This window comes from Amycolatopsis sp. ATCC 39116 (assembly GCF_000231075.2).
Taxonomy (GTDB): Bacteria; Actinomycetota; Actinomycetes; order Mycobacteriales; family Pseudonocardiaceae; genus Amycolatopsis_E; species Amycolatopsis_E tucumanensis.
Genome location: NZ_AFWY03000005.1, coordinates 1 through 20,429 on the forward strand (window position 1 = coordinate 1; position 20,429 = coordinate 20,429).

General features: G+C 71.8%; 19 protein-coding genes. 4 read left to right on the plus strand and 15 right to left on the minus strand.

What is annotated here, in order from left to right; translation table 11 throughout:
- Positions 1-212: 212 nt before the first annotated feature.
- Genes AMY39116_RS0307630 through AMY39116_RS42370 form a run of 3 tightly spaced genes read right to left on the minus strand, consistent with a single transcriptional unit; the run spans position 213 to position 3,183 of the window.
- The gene (locus AMY39116_RS0307630) at positions 213-1,862 is read right to left on the minus strand and encodes an amidohydrolase (RefSeq protein ID WP_020417094.1); all 1,650 of its coding nucleotides are present in this window, start codon (positions 1,860-1,862) and stop codon (positions 213-215) included.
- A gap of 14 nt (positions 1,863-1,876) precedes the next feature.
- A complete protein-coding gene (locus AMY39116_RS47090) occupies positions 1,877-2,266 on the minus strand; it encodes a hypothetical protein (RefSeq protein WP_020417095.1) in 390 nt (129 codons plus the stop codon).
- Positions 2,266-3,183, minus strand: coding sequence for an MFS transporter (locus AMY39116_RS42370; protein ID WP_020417096.1), 918 nt, complete (start codon positions 3,181-3,183; stop codon positions 2,266-2,268). The genes AMY39116_RS47090 and AMY39116_RS42370 overlap by 1 nt, the downstream gene beginning before the upstream one ends.
- 114 nt (positions 3,184-3,297) lie before the next feature.
- On the opposite strand from AMY39116_RS42370, the gene AMY39116_RS42375 reads away from it, so the two are divergent.
- The 3 genes from AMY39116_RS42375 (at position 3,298) to AMY39116_RS0307650 (ending at position 6,398) form a co-directional block, all read left to right on the plus strand.
- Complete coding sequence (locus AMY39116_RS42375; protein WP_235716086.1) at positions 3,298-4,209, plus strand: LysR family transcriptional regulator; 912 nt, start codon at positions 3,298-3,300, stop codon at positions 4,207-4,209.
- A gap of 89 nt (positions 4,210-4,298) precedes the next feature.
- Positions 4,299-5,441: an NAD(P)/FAD-dependent oxidoreductase gene (locus AMY39116_RS0307645; RefSeq protein WP_020417098.1), complete on the plus strand. Its 1,143-nt coding sequence runs from the start codon at positions 4,299-4,301 to the stop codon at positions 5,439-5,441.
- Between the two features lie 81 nt (positions 5,442-5,522).
- The gene (locus tag AMY39116_RS0307650) at positions 5,523-6,398 is read left to right on the plus strand and encodes a DUF5829 family protein (RefSeq protein WP_020417099.1); all 876 of its coding nucleotides are present in this window, start codon (positions 5,523-5,525) and stop codon (positions 6,396-6,398) included.
- A 15-nt stretch (positions 6,399-6,413) separates the two neighbouring features.
- Here AMY39116_RS0307650 and AMY39116_RS0307655 read toward each other — a convergent pair whose 3' ends face one another.
- Complete coding sequence (locus AMY39116_RS0307655) at positions 6,414-6,995, minus strand: TetR/AcrR family transcriptional regulator (RefSeq protein ID WP_020417100.1); 582 nt, start codon at positions 6,993-6,995, stop codon at positions 6,414-6,416.
- Positions 6,996-7,079: 84 nt separating this feature from the next.
- On the opposite strand from AMY39116_RS0307655, the gene AMY39116_RS0307660 reads away from it, so the two are divergent.
- Positions 7,080-8,066 carry an NADP-dependent oxidoreductase gene (locus AMY39116_RS0307660; protein ID WP_020417101.1) on the plus strand — a complete coding sequence of 329 codons (987 nt, stop codon included), beginning with the start codon at positions 7,080-7,082 and terminating at the stop codon, positions 8,064-8,066.
- Positions 8,067-8,113: 47 nt separating this feature from the next.
- Here the strand turns inward: AMY39116_RS0307660 and AMY39116_RS42380 are convergent, their stop codons facing one another.
- From AMY39116_RS42380 to AMY39116_RS0307715, 11 genes are all read right to left on the minus strand, one after another.
- Positions 8,114-9,763, minus strand: a complete 1,650-nt coding sequence (locus tag AMY39116_RS42380; RefSeq protein WP_157358471.1) for a DUF11 domain-containing protein — start codon at positions 9,761-9,763, stop codon at positions 8,114-8,116.
- A gap of 196 nt (positions 9,764-9,959) precedes the next feature.
- Positions 9,960-10,649: a class E sortase gene (locus AMY39116_RS42385; RefSeq protein WP_020417103.1), complete on the minus strand. Its 690-nt coding sequence runs from the start codon at positions 10,647-10,649 to the stop codon at positions 9,960-9,962.
- Between the two features lie 25 nt (positions 10,650-10,674).
- Positions 10,675-12,342, minus strand: a complete 1,668-nt coding sequence (locus tag AMY39116_RS0307675) for a hypothetical protein (protein ID WP_020417104.1) — start codon at positions 12,340-12,342, stop codon at positions 10,675-10,677.
- Positions 12,339-13,178 carry a septum formation family protein gene (locus AMY39116_RS0307680; protein WP_020417105.1) on the minus strand — a complete coding sequence of 280 codons (840 nt, stop codon included), beginning with the start codon at positions 13,176-13,178 and terminating at the stop codon, positions 12,339-12,341. Before AMY39116_RS0307680 ends, AMY39116_RS0307675 begins: the two co-directional genes overlap by 4 nt.
- Before the next feature lie 53 nt (positions 13,179-13,231).
- Positions 13,232-14,602 (minus strand): glycosyltransferase family 2 protein, encoded by a 1,371-nt coding sequence (locus AMY39116_RS0307685; RefSeq protein WP_020417106.1) that lies wholly within the window; start codon positions 14,600-14,602, stop codon positions 13,232-13,234.
- On the minus strand, positions 14,599-15,183 hold the full coding sequence (locus AMY39116_RS0307690; protein WP_020417107.1) for an archaeosortase/exosortase family protein: 585 nt from the start codon (positions 15,181-15,183) through the stop codon (positions 14,599-14,601). The genes AMY39116_RS0307685 and AMY39116_RS0307690 overlap by 4 nt, the downstream gene beginning before the upstream one ends.
- 148 nt (positions 15,184-15,331) lie before the next feature.
- Entirely contained in the window at positions 15,332-15,544 is a 213-nt protein-coding gene (locus tag AMY39116_RS0307695; RefSeq protein WP_020417108.1) for a hypothetical protein, read from the minus strand.
- A 125-nt stretch (positions 15,545-15,669) separates the two neighbouring features.
- Positions 15,670-16,518 (minus strand): DUF11 domain-containing protein, encoded by an 849-nt coding sequence (locus tag AMY39116_RS0307700; protein ID WP_157358472.1) that lies wholly within the window; start codon positions 16,516-16,518, stop codon positions 15,670-15,672.
- A 202-nt stretch (positions 16,519-16,720) separates the two neighbouring features.
- The gene (gene wecB / locus AMY39116_RS0307705) at positions 16,721-17,851 is read right to left on the minus strand and encodes a non-hydrolyzing UDP-N-acetylglucosamine 2-epimerase (protein WP_020417110.1); all 1,131 of its coding nucleotides are present in this window, start codon (positions 17,849-17,851) and stop codon (positions 16,721-16,723) included.
- 160 nt (positions 17,852-18,011) lie between these two features.
- Positions 18,012-19,058: a lytic transglycosylase domain-containing protein gene (locus AMY39116_RS42390; protein ID WP_051123491.1), complete on the minus strand. Its 1,047-nt coding sequence runs from the start codon at positions 19,056-19,058 to the stop codon at positions 18,012-18,014.
- A gap of 278 nt (positions 19,059-19,336) precedes the next feature.
- A complete protein-coding gene (locus AMY39116_RS0307715) occupies positions 19,337-20,377 on the minus strand; it encodes a PAS domain S-box protein (RefSeq protein ID WP_020417112.1) in 1,041 nt (346 codons plus the stop codon).
- Positions 20,378-20,429 lie beyond the last annotated feature (52 nt).

The window sequence follows — 20,429 nt, forward strand, 5'->3', positions numbered from 1 at the left end:
CTGCTTGCGGTCGGCGGGCCATCACATCCCGGAGGGCGAACCGCCACCCGCCTCGGCCCCCGCAGTCCTGACCCGCCGCCACAACCGGCGGACGGGCCAACACCTCCCGGAGGGCGAACCGCCACCCGCCTCGGCCCCCGGGAAGGCCACGCTCCGCGAGCGTTCAGGATGGCGCTCGGGCGAGTGCGTACCTCCCCTGAGCCATCGTCGCGTCAGGACGGGGCCAGCTCGCCCTCCGCGTCATAACCGAACACGCCACCCACCATCGTCGCGCGGATTTGCAGCTCTCGGATGCGCTCGGGCGCCACCTGGAGCAGGTCGTCCGACAGCACGGTGAGGTCGGCCAGGTTGCCCCGCCGCAACGCGCCCTTGCGCGACTCCTCGTGCACGGCGTGCGCCGAGCCGATCGTGTACGCCCGCAGGGCCTGCGCCGGGGTGAGCGCTTCGCCCAGGGCGATCGGCGCGCCGGACGCCGAGCGGCGGTTGACCATGTCGTGGATGCTGATCAACGGCTCCCCCGGCACCACCGGCGCGTCGGTCGACCCGGGCAGCTCGACACCGGCCTCGACGAAACTGCGCATCCGGTACGCGCGCTCCGCGCGATCCGCGCCCAGCGCGGCCAGGAAACCGTCGCCCAGCGCGGAGATGAACCGCCCCTGCGGCACCGGAATCACCCCCGCCGACACGATCCGCGCGACCTGCTCGTCGGAGGCGACCCCGACGTGCTCGATGCGGTGCCGGGCATCGGGCCGCGGCAGGCGTTTCTGGGCCTCCTCGTACGCGCCGAGCACGACGTCCAGCGCGTGATCGCCGATGGCGTGCGTCGCGATCTGCCACCCGTTCTCGTGGCCGCGCAGGATGTTCTCCCGCAACGCCTCGGCTTCGGCGAGCAGGAACCCGCGGTTGCCGGGGCTGTCGCGGTAGTCGCAGCACATCGCCGCGGTCCGGCCGATCAACGACCCGTCGGACACGATCTTCACCGGCCCCAGCCGGAACCACTCGTCGCCGATCCCGCTGCGCAGCCCGAGGTCCAGCCCCCAGCCGTCCAGGCCGTCGTCGACCCGCCCCAGGTCGTGCACCGCGTCGATGAACGGCATCGCCGTGACGCGCGTGCGGACGTTCCCGCGCTCGTACGCGGTCTGGAACGCCCGGGCGTCGGCGGGACCGTGGCCGATCAGCCGTCCGCCGATCCCCGGCTCGGTCACGCTGGTCAGGCCGTGGCGCAACGCCCACGCCGACGCGGCTTCCAGCGCCGCCACCAGATCCTCCTGCGGCACCGGCTTGAGCACGTGGCTGACCAGCGTCATGGCCTGCTCCTGCAGCAGACCCGTGTGCACGCCGTCGCGGAACACGACGCTGCAGCCGGGCGGCGCCGCCACCACGTCCGGATCGGGGTGCCCGGCCCGGCGGAACGCCTCGGTGTTCGCCACCGCCATGTGGTTCGAGGTGTGCACCAGGTAGACCGGCCTGCCGCCGGCGATCCGGTCGAGCACCTGCCGCGTGGGGTGCTCGCCGATCTTGTTCTGGTCGTAGCCGTTGCCGATCACCCACGCGCCTTCGGGTTTGGCCGCCGCCCACTCCTCGACGCGGCGGTAGAGCGCGTCGAGCGTCGGGGCGGCCTCGGCGGAGAGGTCGAGCTGCGTCATCTCCTTGCCCAGCATGGAGAAGTGCAGGTGGGCGTCGTTGAACCCGGGCACGACCGGCGCCCCGCCGAGGTCGTGGCGCGCGTCCGCGGTGACGCCGTCGAGCTCCTCGTCGAAGCCGACGATCCGGCCGTGCAGCACGCCGGCCGAGTGCGCGTGCGGACGCGCCGGGTCGAGCGTGGTGATGCGGGCGTTGGTGATGATCGTGTCGATGCGCATGAGGAACGTCCTGTTCAGACCGAAGCGGTGACGGTTGCCGTGGCGGACCTGCGGACGAGCGCGGACAGCACGGTCACGCCGCCCGCGGTCACTCCGATGAGGACGAGGTAGAACACCGCCACCCCCGCCCAGTGGCCATCGCCGAGTGTGAGGAAGAGCTGCGCGAGCAACGGCGTCGTGCCGCCGATGACCGTCGAGCAGAGCTGGTAGGAGAACGAGATGCCGGTGTAGCGCACGCCCACGGGGAACGCCTGGGCGAGGAACCCGGCGAGCACCGCGTAGTAGCCCGTCCCGGTGATCGTGCTCAGCCCGATGCCGAGCAGGATGAGCGCGGGTTTCCCGGTGCCGGCGAGCAGGAACATCGGCACGGCCAGAGCCGCGGTGGCCGCCAGCGTGCCGACCATCAACCGGCCGCGCCGATCCGCTCCGCGAGCCGGGTGGCCGCCGGCTGCCACAGGAACTGCAGGACCGCGTTGGCCAGCAGCAGGTTCAGCATGACCTGGCGGCTGACCCCGAGCTGCGAGGTCGCGTAGGCGAGCATGAACGTGCTGAGGAAGTAGGCCATCCCGATGCCGAGCGCGCTGGCGAACACGGCGGCGACGACCCGCCGCCAGTGGTGGGCGAGCAGCTCGGCGATCGGCAGCTTCACCGGCGGCGCCTGCTCGACGCGCTGGGTGAACTCCCGCGACTCCTCCAGTTTCAGGCGGGTCACCAGCCCGATGACGACGAGCAGGGCCGACAGCAGGAACGGGATCCGCCAGCCCCACGTCGCGAAGGCGTCGCCGGGCAGCGCCGCGACCAGCGCCATGACGAGGGTCGCGAGGATGTTGCCCGCGGGCGAGCCCTGCTGCACGAACATCCCGCCCCGCAGCGCGCGGCCGCCCGGCCCGCTCTCGGTGGCCAGCAGGACGGCGCCGCCCCACTCCCCGCCGACGGCGAAGCCCTGGAGCGCGCGCAGCAGCACGAGCAGGATCGGCGCGGCGACCCCGATGGTCGCGTACCCCGGCAGCACGCCGATCGCGAACGTCGCCACGCCCATGATCAACAGGGTCGCGACCAGCGTGTTCTTCCGGCCCAGCCGGTCGCCGAGGTGCCCGAACACGATGCCGCCGATCGGGCGCGCGAAAAAACCCGCCCAGAACGTCGCGAACGACGCCAGCAGCGCCGAGGACGTGTCGAACGTCGGGAAGAACACCGGCCCGAAGGCGATCGCCGCGGCGGTGCCGAAGATGTAGAAGTCGTACCACTCGACCGCGGTGCCCACGAAGGCCGCGATGCGGGCACGCCTGCCCTGACGTGCGGCCGTCTCGTCCTCGGACATGTCGCCTCCGGTGTGATGCGGGTGAACGTGCCAGGAATTCTCAGTGGCCACGTGCCATGCTGTCGAATACTGATTCCGCAAGAAGTTGATGCTCGGGAGGCATGCGCCGTGGAGATGCGGGTGGTGAAGTACTTCCTCGCGGTCGCGGAGGCGGGTTCGATCACCGAGGGGTCACGGCGCCTGCACGTCACGCAACCGTCGGTGTCCCGGCAGCTGCGCGCGCTGGAGCAGGAGCTCGGCGTCACCCTGTTCCAGCGGGGCCACGGCGCGCTGAGCCTGACGCACGCCGGCAGGCGATTCCTCGACGCGGCGCGGGACCTGGTGCTGCGCGAGCAGATGGCCCGCGACGCCGTCGGGCTGGACCAGATCCGCGGCGCGCGGTGGCGGGTGGTCGCGCCGTTCACCACGATCGTCCGGTCGCTGGCGCCGTTCACCGCCGAACGCGGGGCGCGCCACCCGGTGATCGACGCGCTCGAATGCGAGCCGGTCGCGGTGTTCGAGCGCACGCGGGTGCTGGGCGCGGACCTGGGGGTGTCCACCGTGGCGCCGCCCGCCGAGTGGGCCTCCCGGCGGCTCGTCGACCTGGGGATCACCGTCCACGTCGCGGGCGACCACCCGCTGGCCGGCCGCTCCGACGTGGAGATCCGCGAGCTGGCGCGGCACCCGCTGGTGCTGATGGACCGGACGAACGTGGCGCGGCTGGCGTTCGACGAGGCGGTCGCTACCGCGGGCGTCGATGTGCCGGAGGCGATCGAGATGAGCTCGGCCTTCATGGCGCAAGGCCTCGCGGCGAGCGGCCGCGGCGCCGCGGTGATGACCAACGCCCCGGCGTTCGGCCTGCACGCGGTGCGGATCATGCTGGACGGGCGCCAGATCCGGCTCGGCCTGCACGCCGGCTGGGACCCGAGCCACTACGCCGCCGAGTCGATCTCCCGCTGGGTCGAGGAGTTCGCGGAATGGCACGCGGACGTCCCGGAAGCGGTGCACGTCGACGACCCGCCCGCCGCACCGGAAGGCGGCGCCTGACAGGCCGCTGTCAGCGTGCTGTGCGCCCGGTGCCAGCGAACCCCGCCAGTGTCGGCAGCGACGACGTTCCCGACACTGGAGGAATCCCGATGCGCAGCCCAGTCACGATCATCGGCGCCGGCCTCGGCGGGCTCACCCTCGCCCGCGTGCTGCACGTCCACGGCATCCCGGCCGACGTCTACGAGGCGGAGCCGTCGCCGATGGCGCGCACGCAGGGCGGGATGCTCGACATCCACGACTACAACGGTCAGCTCGCCGTGGCGGCCGCCGGCCTGATGGCGGAGTTCCGCGGCCTCGTGCTGGAGGGCCGCCAGGCGATGCGGATCCTCGACCGGACCGGCGCCGTGCTGTTCGAGAAGTCCGACGACGGCACCGGCGGCCGTCCCGAGGTGCAGCGCGGCGAGCTGCGCCGGATGCTGCTCGACGCGCTGCCCGCCGGCACCGTCCACTGGGGACACAAGGCGAGCGGCGCCCGCACCCTCGGCGACGGGCGGCACGAGGTGACCTTCACCGACGGCCGCATCGTCGTCACGGACCTGCTGGTCGGCGCCGACGGCGCGTGGTCCCGGGTCCGGCCGCTGCTGACCGGCGTCACACCCGAGTACACCGGCACCGCGTTCGTCGAGACGTACCTGTTCGACGCCGACACGCGGCACCCCGCCACGGCGAAGGCGGTCGGCGGCGGATCGATGATCGCGCACGGCCCCACCCCGGACGCGGCGATCTTCGCCCACCGCGAGCGTGGCGACACCCTGCACGGCTACCTCGAACTCACCCGGCCGCTGGACTGGTTCGCCGCCGTGGACTTCGCCGACCCCGCGGCGGCCACCGCGCGGATCGCGCGGGAGTTCGACGGCTGGGCCCCGGAACTGACCGCGCTGATCACCGACAGCGACACCGCCCCGGTCCTGCGCCCGCACCACACCCTGCCCACCGGGCACCGCTGGGAGCGCGTGCCGGGAGCGACGCTCGTCGGCGACGCCGCGCACCTCGCCGCACCCAACGGCGAAGGCGCGAACCTGGCCATGCTGGACGGCGCCGAACTCGCCCAAGCGCTCGCCGCCCACGACGACGCCGAAACCGCACTGGCCGAGTACGAACAGGCGATGTTCACGCGGGCCGCCAACCCACCCGACGAGAGCGCCGTCCTGGAAAGCGTTTTCGGCGACAGCGTCCCGCAGAGCCTGGCCGCCCTGTTCGAGGACCGGACCGGTACTGCGCAAAACGGGTGACGGCCGGAACAATTCCGGCAACACGGTTCTACTGTCGTCGGCATGGGGAGACATCGAAGAATTCTCAGCATGCTTTGCGCGATGGTCGTGGGATTCGCCGGAACCGCCGGCGCCACGGCGACCGCCGCCGGGGACAGGCAGTTGCTGTACTTCAACCACGCGTACGGGGTGATCGACCGCGAGACGGCGGACGCGGTCGAAAATTCGCAGTTCCTGCGCGAATTCGCCAACTTCCAGGTCCGGACCACCACCGGCGGTGAGCAGACGTGGACCGCCCGTTACGTGCTGGGCCGGGAAACGTACCTGGAGCTGTTCGGGGTCGGCGACCTGGCCGGCCAGAACGGTGTCCTCGGCGCAGGCGGGCTGGCGGTGTCGGCCGAGCGGGACGGCGACCTGTCGGCGGCGGCCGAGCGGCTGCGGGCACTGGGCGACGGACCGGTCCTGTCCCTGCAGACGCGCGACTTCGGCGACGGCGTCCCGGTCCCGTGGTTCGACGTGGTCTTCACCAGCGGCATCACCAGCTACGACGCCTTCGGCGCGTGGGGCATGGAGTACCGGCCGGAGTTCTTCGCCGACCCGCGGAGCAACACCGAGCCGGCCTCGTACCCGGGCGACGTGGGACGGGAACGCGTCCTGCCGGACGACTACGCCGGCCACCTGATGCGCGAAGTCACCGCGATCCGGATCGGGATCACCGCGGGCGACCACGCCGACACGGTGCCGCTGCTGCGGGCCGGCGGTTTCGCGGTCCGGACCACCCCGCACGGCACGGTGGCCACGCGCGGCGGCACCACGATCCGGCTGGATGTCGTGCCACTGGCCGAAATCGGGTTGCGCAGTGTCGAGTTTTCGCTCAGCGAGGCGGTGAATCACCGCCACGTGGAGCGGATCGGCGACTCCGAACTGGTGGTCGGGCCGGGACCGCGTGCGCACTGGACGTTCGAGTTCCGGGACTAGGGATCCGCATGTGGATCAACGCCGCCGCGAGGAAGGCCGGAGCCCGTCCATCAGGAGGTTCAGCAGCCGGTCTGCCATCGCCTTGTGCCCGGGCGAACCGGCCACGGTGAAGATGCCGATCAGTGCGGCGGCGATGTCTTCGGCGGGGACGTCGCCACGGAGTTGCCCGCTCGCGCGACCGGCGTCCAGGATCTCGTCGATGGCCCCGAGCAGCTCGGTCCGGGTGTGGGCGTGCCCGATCTCCCCCGATTCGATCATTGCGAGCAGCGTGTCGAGCATCCCGTTCTTGGTGGCGATCCACTCGCCGAACAGGTCCATCCAGCGTCGCAGCGCCGCGGGCGGGTCGAGTTCGGCGAGCAGCTCGCGGGCGCCGGTGGTGAGCCGCGTGACCTGGTCCCGGTAGACCGCGTCGACCAGCGACTCCCGGGTGGGGAAGTGCCGGTAGAGCGTGGCGATGCCGACCCCGGCCGCACTGGCGATCGCGCGCATCGACGGCTCGGTCTCCGACGAGGCGAACAAGCGGGTCGCGACCTCCAGCAGCTGCTGCCGGTTGCGCGCCGCGTCCGCGCGCGGTCTGCGGGTCTCCTCGGCGGCCAAAACGGATCACGCTCCACTTGTGCTAGCCTGGTGTTGAAACGGAGCATAGTCTGCTTGCTGAGCCGCGACAGGAGACAGGTGAGCATGGCAGAACCGAACGTCACCACGCCGGTGACGACGAGCCGGGCGGTTCAGTTCGAGTCGTTCGGCGGACCGGAGGCGCTGACCGTCCGCGAGGTGCCCGTGCCGGTGGCCGGTCCGGGACAGATCCGCGTGCGGGTCGTCGCGGCCGGCCTGAACCCGATGGACTGGTTCATGACCTCGGACGCGGAGACCGCGGCGCGATTCGGCTTGAGCCTGCCGTGCGGGTTCGGCACCGACTACGCCGGGGTCGTGGACCAGGTCGGCGACGGCGTGCGCGAGTTCGCGGTCGGCGACCGGGTGTTCGGCGGCGCCCTGTCCCGCGCGGTCGCCGACCACGTCGTGGTGGACGAGGCGGGGACCATCGCGGTGGGCGGCGAGGCGCACCGCACCCCGGAGGGCGTCGACGACCGCACCGCCGCCACCCTCGCCATCGCGGGCCGGACGGCGGCCGCGGCGCTGGCCGTGGTCGGCCCCGGCCCGGGTGACACGGTGCTCGTCGGTGGCGCGGGAGGCGGGGTCGGCGTGTTCGCTGTCCAGCTCGCGCGCCGAGCGGGTGCGCGGGTGATCGGGACGGGGTCGGCGTCCTCGGCCGAGGCCCTGCGAGCCCTGGGAGCCGAGCCGGTGACCTATGGCGACGGCCTGGCCGACCGGGTCCGCGCCCTGGCTCCGGCCGGGGTCACCGCGGCCATGGACCTGCACGGGACGGACACCGCGCAGGCGGCACGCGAACTCGGCGTGCCCGACGCACGCATCACCACCATCGCCGCCCAGATCGACGGGATCACGCCGGCGAACGGCGCCAACGCGCCCCAGGGCGCCCTCGAGGAGATCGCCGGCCTGGTCGCGGCGGGCCGGCTCCGGGTGCCGATCGCGGCGACCTTCCCGGTCGAGCAGATCCGCGCCGCGTTCGAGCTCCAGGCGGGGCGGCACGTGCACGGGAAGGTCGTCATCGACTGTGGACCGAAGGCCGCGAATTTCCGGCCGTAGCCGGTGAAGGCGGCTCGCCGCGGTGCGACGAGCCGCCTTCTCCCCTGTCAGTTGAGGGTCGACCGCCGGCGCAGGAACCACGCGCCGGCGCCGGCCAGGGCGCCGAGACCACCGATGGCGAGGCTCACCACCGGCACGACCCGCACCGTCTTGGAACCGGTGTTGTTGCCCGGGTCGCTGTCCGGGTCGTTCCCGGTGACCTGGGCGGCGTTGGTCAGGTACTTCGCCGCCCCGTCCCCGTTGACCGCGTCCACCGTGCCGGAGATCTCGTAGCTCACCGAGTCACCGGCGGCCAGCGGGCCACCGGTGCAGGTGATCACGCTGTCCGAGCCGATCGAGCAGCCCGCGGGCACCCGCACGTCGACCAGGCCGGCCGGGATCGGGTCGGTCACGGTGTGACCGGAGGACTCCGCCGGGCCGAGGTTCATCACCGTGAGCGTGTAGGTGATGCGGTCGCCGGGCTGCACCTCGTCCTGCGGTGCGGTCTTGCTCAGCGCCAGGTCGGCGCTCGGGTCCGGCTCCACGAACGTGACCGTCGTGTTCGCGGGCGGGTTGAGCCCCACCAGCGACATGTTGCCGGGACCGTTGGTGTAGCTGCCTGCCGTGCCGGAGGTCACCGGCACGCTCACGGTGCACGACGCCATCCCCGCGGTCAGGTTGCCGGTCACGCTGACCGACGTGGCGCCGGCCGCCGCGGTCACCGCACCGCTCGGGCAGTTCGTCGTCCCGGCGCCTGCCACCGTCAGCCCGGCGGGCAGCGCGTCGGTGAACGACCAGCCGTTCTTCGCCGCCAGCTCGCTGGTGTTGGTGATGGTGAACGTCAGCGTCGACGTCCCGCCGGTGTTCACCTCCACCGGGCTGAACGACTTGTCCAGCTGCGGCGTAACGTCCAGGATCTTGATGTTGTCGAAGGCGTGGTCGTTGCCGGTGCCGCTGGGCTGGTTGTTGACCATCTGCACGCCGATCGAGCTGCCGTTGACCAGCACCGCGCCGTTGGAGGTGTAGGTGCCGACGTTGGCGGTCCTAGCCGGCGTGACCCCGATCTGCGGCACGTTGACCGTCCGCCTGGCGGCGCAGCCGTCGATCTGGGAACCGACCGGGATCGCCGCGCCCGCCTGGTCCAGCAGCGAGAACTGCAGCAGCGGGTGCGTGGCCTGGCAGTTGATCGCCGCCACGTCCACGCTGAACGTGACGAACCGGTTGCTGCCGCTGAACGGGATGTTCGAGGCGGTCTTGAACTCGACGTGCGGAGCATCCGGGTTGCCCGAGGTCATGGCCGACACCGCGTAGTTGCTGCCCGGGGCGACGCCAGTGTAGGCGCCCAGCGCGTAGGCCATCTGCTGCACCGCGTTCCAGGTTCCCTGGTTCCCGCAGTCGTTGACCTGGGCGGTGGGCGCCACCGGCTGGGCCGACGAGGCGATCCAGCCGTTGCACTGCCGCAGCCACGGCGCGTCGGCGGTGTATCGCTGGCCGCTGGCCCCGGCGTACTGGTTCAGCCGGACGATCGGGGTCGCGGCCGGACGGTTCTGGAAGTTCTCGGCGTAGATCGTCGTCGGCGCCTGTGGTGTGCCGGGCGACCCGGGGGTGGTGGCCATCGCGAACGACGCGCCGGCCGCCGCGACGACCGCCGCCACCCCGGCCACCGCGCCGGCCCGGCGCACCATGGACGACTTCCACCATTGTCGTGGTCGCGTCATGTCTCCTCCTCCATCGCAAAAGCTCCAATCCGATCGAGACGGTGCGAGCGGAACCGCCCGCGCAGACAAGACGGGGCGAACTCACGCCGACATGACGCGCCCGGTGTCCGGTCGCCCCACCGTGGTGCCGTGCACCTGCGGAACTCCGCGCGGCGCCTCGTCCGATTGGAGGAGGTGTCGCATGTGGACATCCGGCTCAGCCCGCCTCGATCGGCACGGTCCGGACGCCGGACAGGCTCGCGTGGACGATCAGCCGCTGGTAGCTGGCCCACTTCGGGTTGCACGTCGTCAGCGTGAGAACCGGTTCGACCGGCTGCGCGCCCGGATCGCCGGGCACCGGCGCGATCACGCCGACGTCATCGGGCCGGACGATCTCGGTGCCGGTGACCGTGTAGGTGTACTCGGTCGCGCCGGCCTGAACCTGGATCGCGTCGCCCGCGGCGAGCCGGTCCAGATCCCAGAACACGCGCGGCGCGCGGTGCCCGGCCACGGCGAAGTTGCCCGGCTGGCCGGGAAAAGCGGTGCCGGGATAGTGGCCCGGACCGCGCCGCAGGTCGGCCAGTGTCACACCCTCCACGACCACCCAGCGCGCGCCCAGCCGCGGGATGGACAACCGCACCAGGGGCTGGCCCTGGGCCGGCACCGCCGCGTCCCACGGGTTGCCGACCACCGGCGCGGGCAGACCGGACGGGTCCGGCTGCTCCCACTGCTGGATCAGTTCCTGCTCCAGCGTGCGTTGTTCCGCGCCGGTGCGGGCCGGCACGACATACAGCTGGTAGACCACGAACAGCAGGGCGACGAAGCCGAGCGTGAGGCAGGTGCTCCCGAGGGCGCCGTAGACCCGTGGTTTCCACCCGATCCGCGGCCTCGCGGCGGCTGTGCTCACCGAACCTCCCATCCGGAACCCCCGCTCACACCGGTTCCAGTTCCCTTTCCCGCTCGCCACCCCGCACCGCGGCGACCGGCCGCGCGCGCTTGCGCTGCCAGGGCCACGGCACGCCGGTGTTCGGCAGCTTCTGGCCGGGCAGGAACTGGTCGGGCCGGCCGATCTTGTCGATCGCGCCGAGTGCCGCCACCAGCGCGGGGAACAACAGGAACGTGCTGTAGACCACGAAGACCGAGTGCTTGACGATGTCGTTCAGCCCGTCCGACAGCAGCACGGACGCCAGCTGCGCCATGGTGTTGAGCGAGAGCGCCACCAGCAGCCAGCCGATGCTGCGCCCCGCGGCGCCCAGCCGCCGGTGCAGGGCGAGCCACGCGCCGAGCGCGAGCGAACCCAGCCACAGCACGGGGAACACCACCCAGCGGACCGGCCGGAACAGGGTGAACAGCGCTCCCCCGGCGAACACCCGGTTTTCCTGGCTGTAGGCCGGTTTCCCGCTGTCCGGCAGGTAGTTGCCGAGGTAACCGGGCCGGGCCTGGGTCACCGCGTCCAGCCCGCGGTCGAGCACCGCGAAGATCCGCGCCGGATGGGTGGCGTAGAACTCGACGATCCTGGTCATGCTCATGTCGTCGAGGAACTCGCGGTAGCCCTGCGGCACCTCTCCCGGCCCGGACAGCGCCAGGATCGACTCGCCGTCGTACCGGGCCAGGCTCTCGTCCACGCCGAGGTCACGCAGGTCCTGCCGCGGGTCCGAACCCAGGGGCAGGATCGTCCCGAACACCTGGTGGAAGTGGTAGATCTCGGTGAGCCATCGCGACTGCGAGCTCGCGAACTGGACACACCCGAACACGAGCAACCCGCAGATCACGACCGCGGGCGCCCGCCGAAGCGCACCCACCAGCGCCCGCCGCCCCAGCCCGCGCGGCGGTTCCGGGCCGAGTTCGCGGCGCGTCCTGCGCAGTTTCTCCAGCCACGGGAAGCGCACCGGCCGGACCAGCATGGCGGGCAGCACCCCGGCGAACATGGTGATCGTCTGGGTCTTCGCCATCACCGTCCACAACACCGCGGCCGACACCAGCAGCAGGTCGGCGACGGTCACGAAGTTCCGGCGCAACAGGCGGAGCAGCGCGGCGACGATCAGCAGCATCCCGATGAGCGCGGCCGGCTCGCTCAGCGGCGAGACGAAGTAGGGGGCGATCGTGGAGTCGGCGGTGAACAGGCCGATCAGGGACACCACCAGCACCCGCACCCACACCGGCAGCGGGAGCGCGGCGCAGATCAGCCCGATGGCCAGGCCGAAGAACACCGACACGACCACCCCGAGCACGCGCAGGTCGAGCGCGTGGTCGAAGCCGAACACCGGGGTGAGCAGCTTCGCCAGCCACAGGAAGTACCACTGGCTGCTCAGGTACGGCTCGCCGGTGCCACCCGCGCTGCACGCTTCGCCGTACCAGACGTGGGTGTCGTACATCGGGTTCAGGTAGGCCCAGGTGTCGTGGCCGTTGGGCACCGCGGCGACCTGGAGCTGGCACATCAGACGGTGGCCGTCGAAGTTGTCCGCGAGCCCCACCGCGCCGCCGACGAACAGGCGGGCCAGCATGATCACGGTCCACAGCACGCCCAGCGCGGTGGAGACCACGGGGATGCGCCGTCCCGGCTCGGTGAGCCAGGACCAGGTGCGCCGCACGGTGGTCACGCGCTCGCCCCCGCCGGGTAGGCCCGGACGCTCCGGTCGAGGGTCACCGCCGGGTCCGACGGCGCCAGCCAGCACCGGCCCACCCGGCTGTCCTGCCGGATCGACGGGTCGCCGGGCACCTCGACCACCACCGTGAGATCCGGCCGCGACGCGGGCGGCGCGCCCAGGTAGGCCTCCGCCTCGGGACCGCACAGCTGGTGCGCCACGCCGACCATGAAGTCACGGCCCTTCTCCACCTGGTCCGGGCCGAACAGCAGCCACGGATTGACCAGCTCGCGGTTGTGCGGCTGGTCGCACGTCACCTCGCTGCCGTCGAGACGGCAGGTGCGGAAGCGGGACCCGTCCGGGGTCTTCAGGGAGTCCTTGATGGGGAACGACACCGTCACCGGTGTCAGCTGCCCACGGGGCACGTTCATCACGTCGCACCGCATCCGCCGCTCGCCGCCGCGCCACTCCTCCTCGGTCGGGAAGAAGGCGACGGTCGTGAGGTCGCGGACGGCGTCGCGCTCGTCCGCGCCCACGTAGGCGTTCAGCACGTCGCCGCCGCACAGCGGGGGTCCTTCCTTCTGCAGCAGCACCGGGCTGGGACGCTCCGGCTGCGCGGACAGGTCGGCGGGCAGCTCCACCACCTGGTAGGTCTCGGTGGTGTGCTCGCTGTCGCACGGCACCACCGGTTTGGTGTCGGTGAGGAACGCCCACGAGGTCTCCACCGGCTGGTCGAGCCGGTGGCAGGCCCCGACGTCCCACTTGGTGCGCAGCTCTCCCGCGCCGAGGCCGGGCGGGCTCTGGATGAAGCCCGCGGCGGCCAGCGCGACCCCGCCCAGCGTGACGATCACCAACAAGCTTGCCCAGGCGCCCCGGGCGATTGCGCGTCGCACTGTTCCCGACCTCATTTCGTGACGGCGCCGACGGCCGGCGCCCGCGCCCCGGCCAGCTCGCTGTTGCGCTGTGTCTTCTTCCAGCTGCCCCGGCCACTGACGAACCTGCCGAAGGCCCGCCAGGCGATGACGTAGTTCAGGACCGAGTACAGCGCGACCGACAGTCCGTAGTAGACGGCGGAGCGGCGGGTCACCCCGGGTTCGCAGCGGGACCGGTAGAACCAGCCCCAGATCGCGAACTCCGCGATCCCCACGACGCCGTAGGCGAACATGAGCAGCAGGCCGCCGTTGGCCAGGAAGCCGGCCATGAAGTCGCGGTAGGCCGCGGCGTTGAAGGCGAAGACCGCCAGCGGGATGACGTACACGATCGAGCCGACGACCTGGACCCACGGCCGCAGCATGAAGTAGAGGATCTCCAGGAAGCCCGCGGTGGAGAAGCACGGCGATCCCCACACCCTGGGGAGGTACCGGAGGCACTGCATGGATCCCTGCGCCCACCGGGTGCGTTGCACGACCAGCGGCGGCAGGCTCCACAACGCCTCCTGGTCCACCCAGGACCCGCGGCTGTACGCCGTCCGCCAGCCCGCGAGCATCAGCCGCAGCCCCAGCTCGAAGTCCTCCAGGAGCGCGTTGCCCCAGGGTTCCGCCGACTCCCCCGCGATGCTGTCCAGCGCGGTGAGCCGGTTCATCTGGCCGTTGCCGCCCATGTTCACAGTGCCCGTCCGGCGACGGATGATCTGCATGGCCGAGATCGGGCCGCGGAACTCGATGTCCTGCATGCGCGCCAGCATCGCCGCGAACTTGTTCGCCAGCGGGCCCTTGCCCGGCAGCGGCCGCGCGACGTCCCGGTTGACCATCCGGACCTCGACCTGCACGGCGCCGACAGTCTCGTCGGCGAACGCGTCCGGTCCCGCGCACAGCTCGAGCATGTTGGCCGACGGCCTGCCGTCCGCGTCCACCACCACGACGATCGTGCGGGCCCGCAACTCCGAATCCCCGACGTGCCGGCTGATCTCGCGGTAGCCGTGGTTCAGCGCGGCGCCCTTCCCCTTGCGGGCGTCCGGCAGTTTCCGCGCCAGCAGGTGGATGTGGGGGTTGCCCGCCGCCCGCTCGGCGACGATGGCCGCGGTGCCGTCGCTGGAGGCGTCGTCGATCACCCACAGGTGCGCCTCGGGGAAGGTGCTCTCCAGGTACGCGAGCGTGCCGCCGATGACGGCCTGTTCGTCGCGGCAGGGGATGACGAAGTGCCAGTCCAGCTCGCCGGGGTCGCCCGGCCGCTCCGGCTTCGCCTTGACGAACCCGCGCACCAGGATGCACACATAGGCCAGGAAGACCAGTCCGAGGAAGAACGACAGGCTGATCGAGACTTCCAGCAGGCTCATCGGCCGTCCGCCTCCCGCCGCCGTCCGGTCGTGATCCTGATGTAGAGCAGGATCGCGACACCGCCCGCGGTGAGCATCACCAGCGACCCGATGAGCACGTGGCCCCAGTCGAGCCCGGTCTCGCCGAAGCGGCCTCCGAGCATCACGATCAGCATCAGCCGGATGTTGTTGGCGACCGCGATGATGAGGAAGCCGAGCAGCGTCGCGAGGACGAGCCGCACCCGGGAGCGGGCCCTGGACAGGAACAGCGCGCCGGAGGTCAGGAACAACGGGGCCACGAGCAGGGCGCTGCTGCAGGCCAGGGAGACGTTGATGCCCATGACGCCGGGCGAGGCCGACGTCCGGAAGTACAGCACCGGATGCCCGGGCACGGCGAAGGTGAACTGCCCGGAGACAGCGGTCACCAGTTCGCCGGCGAGCCACGTCTCGAAGATCCGGTAGCTGTCCTGGAAGGCGATCAGGGCCACCGCGACGCCGAAGCACAGCGCCGCGGCCAGCCATCCCAGCCAGGACCGGTGCGTGTGCCCGGACGGGTTCGCCGGGATCCCGGACCAGGGAACGGCGGCGCTCTCGCTCGTCACGCGCCCTCCCTCGTCGGCGCCGGCCGGTTCGCCGGGCCACTTTCAGCTGTGCACATCGCTGATCCCACAGTCCTCTCGCTCTCTCAGCCGTGCCTGCGATCCGCGTTCATCCCGGTGCCGGGACCGGGATGAACGCGGGACCGCGGCGTCAGACGGCGCCGCCGAACGGCCGGGGCGCGGTGCCGCCGAGCGCGGCGAGGTTGCGGGCCACGACGTTCTTCCGCACGAGGGTCATCCCCGCGAACAGCAGCACCGCCCCCAGCCCCACGAGCAACCCCAGCACCGGCGACCCGGTGGCCGCCAGCGCCCCCATCCCGCCGGCCGTGCCACCGGTGTGGGGACCGATTCCACCTGCGTACATCTCGATTCGTCCTTTCGCTGTCGCGACTCCACCCTGAAGACCGGGCGAGCCGCGTGAACATGTCGCGATTCCGGGAACGGGCGGCCGCGGTGCCGCGGCCGCCCGTCGGTCCGCGGTGCGGGAGGTCAGGCCGCCACCCGACGGCGGACCAGCCAGAACGCGGCACCGCCCAGGCCCAGCGCGGCGCCCACACCCCCGGCGATCATCGGGACGTTCACCGTCACGATCGCGGCCGAGGTGTTGTTGGCCGTGTCCGGATCGGTCTCGTTCCCACTGACCCGTGCCGTGTTGGTCACCGTCACCGCGTCGGTGCCCGCGGGCACGTCCGCCGCGGTCGCCGTGACGAGGTAGGTCCGGCTCTCCCCCGCGGCGAGCGGTCCACCCGTGCAGGTGACCACACCCCCGGCGAGGGAGCAGTCCTCCGGAACCTGCACGTCGACCAGACCGGCCGGGACCGGGTCGGTCATGGTGTGCCCGGTCGAGTTCCCCGGGCCGTGGTTCGTCACCACGATCGCGTAGCTGATGCGCTCACCCTGCTGCACCTGATCCACCGAGGGCTCGGTGCTCTTGGTAACCCCCAGGTCCGCCCACGTCGACGTGTCGTAGGTGTAGGTGTAGGTGGCGGAGAAGTCGCTGATCTCCCACGCCTTGGAGCCGCCGTGGTAGGTCTCTAGGATCATCCAGTACTTGACGTTCCCGGCGGTGAGGTCCGCCGCCGGGACCTCGACGGTGGTCTCCAAGGTCTGGGTGCCGCCGACGGGCATGTCGGGTGTGGTGTTCGTGCCCGGGGCCGTGTCGAAGTCGGTGCCCAGTTTGGCGAACCCGTTCTGCCCGAACCCGGCATTGGGGCCGAGGAGGTGCACCGTCGACCGCACGGTGACGGTCGCCGTGCCGTCGTCGCAGCCGGGCCGGGGAGCCTGGAGCTTCGCGGCGATCGTGTAGTAGGTCTGGCCGTCCTGGTACGGCTGCGACACCGGGCCCACGCGGGGGCGCCCGCCGCGGCGGCGGGCATCGCCCCGCCCAGCAGCGCGGCGGCGATCACCCCGCCGGTCAGGGCCATGGCCCAACTTCTTCGTGCCTCCTGTCGAGTTTCGAAACTGCACCAGGAGGACCGTCCGCGATGAGGCGACCTGTCGCGAATGTCGCCGCCCTACTCCATTTGAAGGGGGCAGCCGCTCAGGAGGCGAACCGGCGGGCGATCTCCGCGACGATGCGTTCGGAGGCGCGGCCGTCGCCGAACGGGGACTCCGCACGGGCGAGCTGGGCGTGCAGGCCGGGCAGGTCGTCGAGCCACTTGCCCGCGGTCTTGCTGATCAGCGGTCCCGGCGAGACGAGCACCGCGAAATCGCGCATCGCCTCCGGCCGCTCGGTGGAGCGGCGCACCACGATCAAGGGTCGCTTGAGGACAGTGCATTCCTCCTGCAGGCCACCGGAATCCGACACCAGGAGCGCGGCGTGGGCGGCCAGCCCGAGGAACTCCGACGGGCCCAGCGGTCCGGTGACGTCGAATCCGTCGAGGAGGTGCGCCAGCCCGTGCTGTTCGACCGCCCGCAGAGTACGGGGGTGCAGGGGCAGCACGACGCGGCACGGGATGCGGTTCAGCTCGGCCAGGATGGTGGCCAGCGCGGCCGGGTCGTCGGTGTTCTCCGGCCGGTGGATGGTGGCGAGGACGTACCGGTCGGCGACCAGCCCCCGTTCGGCCAGGAGCCGCTCGCGCCGCGCGGGATGGGGCAGCTGCGAGAGGACGGCTTCGACGACGGTGTTGCCGGTGCGGATCACCGAGCTGCCGGCGATTCCCTCCCTGGCCAGGTTGCCGACGTTGTCGTCGGTGGCCGCGCAGAGTAGATCGGACACGTGGTCGGTGACGATCCGGTTGTGCTCCTCGGGCATGGTCCGGTCGAAGCTGCGCAGCCCCGCTTCGACGTGGACCACGGGGACGGACCGGGCGTTGCCGGCCAGTGCTCCGGCGACGGTGGCGTTGGTGTCGCCCTGCACGACGACCGCGGCCGGGGTGACGTCGGCGAACAGGAGGTCGAGCGCCTCCAGCGCCGCGGCGATCTGCCCCGCCCTGGTGGCTCCGCCGACCGCGAACCGGACGTCCGGCAGCGGCAACCCGAGCTCGGTGAAGAACACGTCGGACATGGCTTCGTCGTAGTGCTGTCCGGTGTGGACGATCCGCGCCTTCGGGCCGAGGTGACGAATGATCCCCGCCAGCTTGACGATCTCGGGCCGGGTGCCGAGCACCACCGCCACCCCGCCGTCGGGGAGGGCCGCGATCTCCGCGCTGACTCTGTCCGTTGTGGTCACTGGGGTTTCCTTCCGCCGGGAATCTGTCGCGTTCACCCGGAAGACCTCTCCCGGTGCCCGAACTTCACGGCAGGAGCGGAATTTTCCGGTGATCTCCCCCACCGCGAGGAGGAAACACCGCGGCGCCGGAGGTTCTGCCCTCCGGCGCCGCGGTCCCCCCTCATCCGGTGGTGGTGGTCGTTGTCGTGCTGGACCTGGTCCTGCTGGGAGCCGAGCTCGACGACGGGCGCGACGAGGAGGTCGGCGACCGCGTGGAGCTGGTGGTGCTGGAGCTGGACATGGTCGGACTGGTGGGTGTCGTGCTCGTGCTGGGTGTGGTGCTCGTGGCCGGCGCCGTCGTGCTCGGCGCGGGCGCCTCGGTCACCTGCGGAGGAGGCGGCGGGGTGCTCACCGGGGGCGGCGCGGGCACGACGGCCGGCACCGCGATGGCCGCCACCGTGCCGCGCGCATACGCGTCGGCGAGGGCGAGCACGAGGTCCACGTAGGCGTCGGAGTGGTTGTACCGGAACACCGCCGCCCGCAACTGCGCCGGATCGGCGAGGTTCCCGCCACCCGCGCACAGGTACCGCCCGGCCGCCAGCGCCGCGTCGAAGATGTTGTCCGGATCAGCCTTGCGGTCACCGTTGCCGTCCGCGGCGTAGGCCCGCCACGTCGACGGGATGAACTGCATCGGCCCGACCGCGCGGTCCAGCACGGGGTCGCCGTCGAGGGTGCCGCGATCGGTGTCCGGAATGGACGCGGTGCCGCCCGTGCCGTCCAGTGCCAGACCACGGATCCGCGGCAGCACCGAGCCGTCCTCGTACACCTGGGAGCCGCCGTGGCGGCCGTGGTTGGACTCCACGCGCCCGATCGCGGCAAGCACCGTCCAGCTGAGACCGCACCCGGCGAGCTTGTCCCCGGCCCGGTGGTAGGCGGCCAGCGCGGCGGCGGGAATCCCGGCCCCGAGCGAAACCGGCGACGCCTTGACCCGCGGGCCGGGAAGCGGCAGCGAGGTCGGCGGCGGCAACGACGGCGGCGCGGCCAGGCGCGGCTGCTGCGCAAGGACCTCGTGCGGCCGCCCGACGTCGCCGATCCGGGGCGGTTCGCGCAGGGCCAACGCCTGCGGCACGGTCGTCCCGGTGCCGGAACCGTCCACCGGCAGGGCCGTCACGCCCACCAGTGCCAGCCCGGCGCCCAGCAGCCCGGCGGCGCGGGTCACGTGTTTCATTCCGATGCTCGCCCCTCGTGCGTCCGCTTGCCGCGGTGCCCCGCGGCATCCCCCGGCAGCGGTGCTCTCGCTCCGGCTTTCGATGAGAGGACCGGACCACTCGCCGCGGCATAACGCGCACCACCTCCAATCGGGTGAGTCCGGCCGATCACGGGCCGCTCGAGACGACCGCGAGCCGTGGGAGCTGCGGCGCCGAGCACAGCAAGCACCAGGTCAACGCACCTGCACGCCGGTGCGTCCGCGGAACGGGGCCGCCCACGGCACGCCCACCCTGGCGGTCATAGTGGAATTTCCGCGGCGACGACGGTGCCGCCCCCGACCGGGGACTCCAGCCGGAACCTCCCGTCGAGTGTGGTCACCCGATCCGCGAGACCGACAAGCCCCGTGCCGGTGCCGCACACGGCGGCGCCGCCAACGCCATCGTCGGTGACCTCGACGAACAGGGTCCCGTCCCGGACCCCGAGCTGGATCGCGACGCGTGTCGCCGCCGCGTGCTTGATCGCGTTGGCGAGAGCTTCGGACACGAAGAAGTACACGTTGGCCTCGACACTCTCTGCCAGCCGCGACGGTGTCGAGCAACGCACCGACACCGGCAGGGGACTGCGCGCGGCGAGCGCGTGCAGGGCCGCGCACAAGCCCCGGGAGGTGAGGATCATCGGATGAATCCCGGCCGCCGCAGCGCGGATGTCCTCGACGGCTGCCACGGCCTCCGCCACGGCCTCGTCCGCCAGCCCGGCCAGCGCCTCGGGCAACGCATCCTTGAGCAGCTGCAGGTGAATGAGCAACGCGACGAGGCGTTGTTGCACGCCGTCGTGAAGATCCCGCGCGGTCCGGCGGCGGATCGCGACGGTCTCCTCCACGATCCGCCGTTGCGCGGCCCGTGACTCCTCGGCACGGATCCGCGCGGTTTCGTGCTCGCGTGAGGCGAGTTCGGCGATCCGGTACTCGGTCATGTCCGTGAACGCGGTCACCACGCCACGGCCGTGTTCGAGCTCCAGCGGTGCCGACCACCACGCGACCGGGAACATCGAACCGTCACGGCGGACCAGCCAGTCGCGATCGGACTGTGTCGGGGCGCCGGTAGCGCGCGGCGCGAGCATCGTGCACTCGTCCGCGGGATAGGGTTTCCCGTCCACCCGCTTGTAGTGCATCGTGTGATGGCTTGACTTCCCCCTGAGCTGCGCGAGATCGTCGTAGCCGACCGCACGGACAGCCGCCGGATTGGCGTAGAGGATCCGGCCGGCCTCGTCACACACCCAGACCGGCTGCGGCACGCACTCGAGGATCGAGGCGAGCAACTGTTCGGTGGAAGCCGTCACGCACCCCAGTCTGCGTCCGCTTCGCGCTGGGGTGCGATGGGTCATTCGACCT

Coding starts and splice junctions, on each gene's coding strand:
- AMY39116_RS0307630 (WP_020417094.1), bottom strand. CDS start 1,862: ATGCGCATCGACACGATCATCACCAACGCCCGCATCACCACGCTCGAC.
- AMY39116_RS0307685 (WP_020417106.1), bottom strand. CDS start 14,602: ATGAGCCTGCTGGAAGTCTCGATCAGCCTGTCGTTCTTCCTCGGACTG.
- AMY39116_RS0307660 (WP_020417101.1), top strand. CDS start 7,080: ATGGCAGAACCGAACGTCACCACGCCGGTGACGACGAGCCGGGCGGTT.
- AMY39116_RS42390 (WP_051123491.1), bottom strand. CDS start 19,058: ATGAAACACGTGACCCGCGCCGCCGGGCTGCTGGGCGCCGGGCTGGCA.
- AMY39116_RS0307645 (WP_020417098.1), top strand. CDS start 4,299: ATGCGCAGCCCAGTCACGATCATCGGCGCCGGCCTCGGCGGGCTCACC.
- AMY39116_RS42375 (WP_235716086.1), top strand. CDS start 3,298: ATGCGGGTGGTGAAGTACTTCCTCGCGGTCGCGGAGGCGGGTTCGATC.
- AMY39116_RS0307695 (WP_020417108.1), bottom strand. CDS start 15,544: ATGTACGCAGGTGGAATCGGTCCCCACACCGGTGGCACGGCCGGCGGG.
- AMY39116_RS47090 (WP_020417095.1), bottom strand. CDS start 2,266: ATGGTCGGCACGCTGGCGGCCACCGCGGCTCTGGCCGTGCCGATGTTC.
- AMY39116_RS0307650 (WP_020417099.1), top strand. CDS start 5,523: ATGGTCGTGGGATTCGCCGGAACCGCCGGCGCCACGGCGACCGCCGCC.
- AMY39116_RS42380 (WP_157358471.1), bottom strand. CDS start 9,763: ATGACGCGACCACGACAATGGTGGAAGTCGTCCATGGTGCGCCGGGCC.
- AMY39116_RS42370 (WP_020417096.1), bottom strand. CDS start 3,183: ATGTCCGAGGACGAGACGGCCGCACGTCAGGGCAGGCGTGCCCGCATC.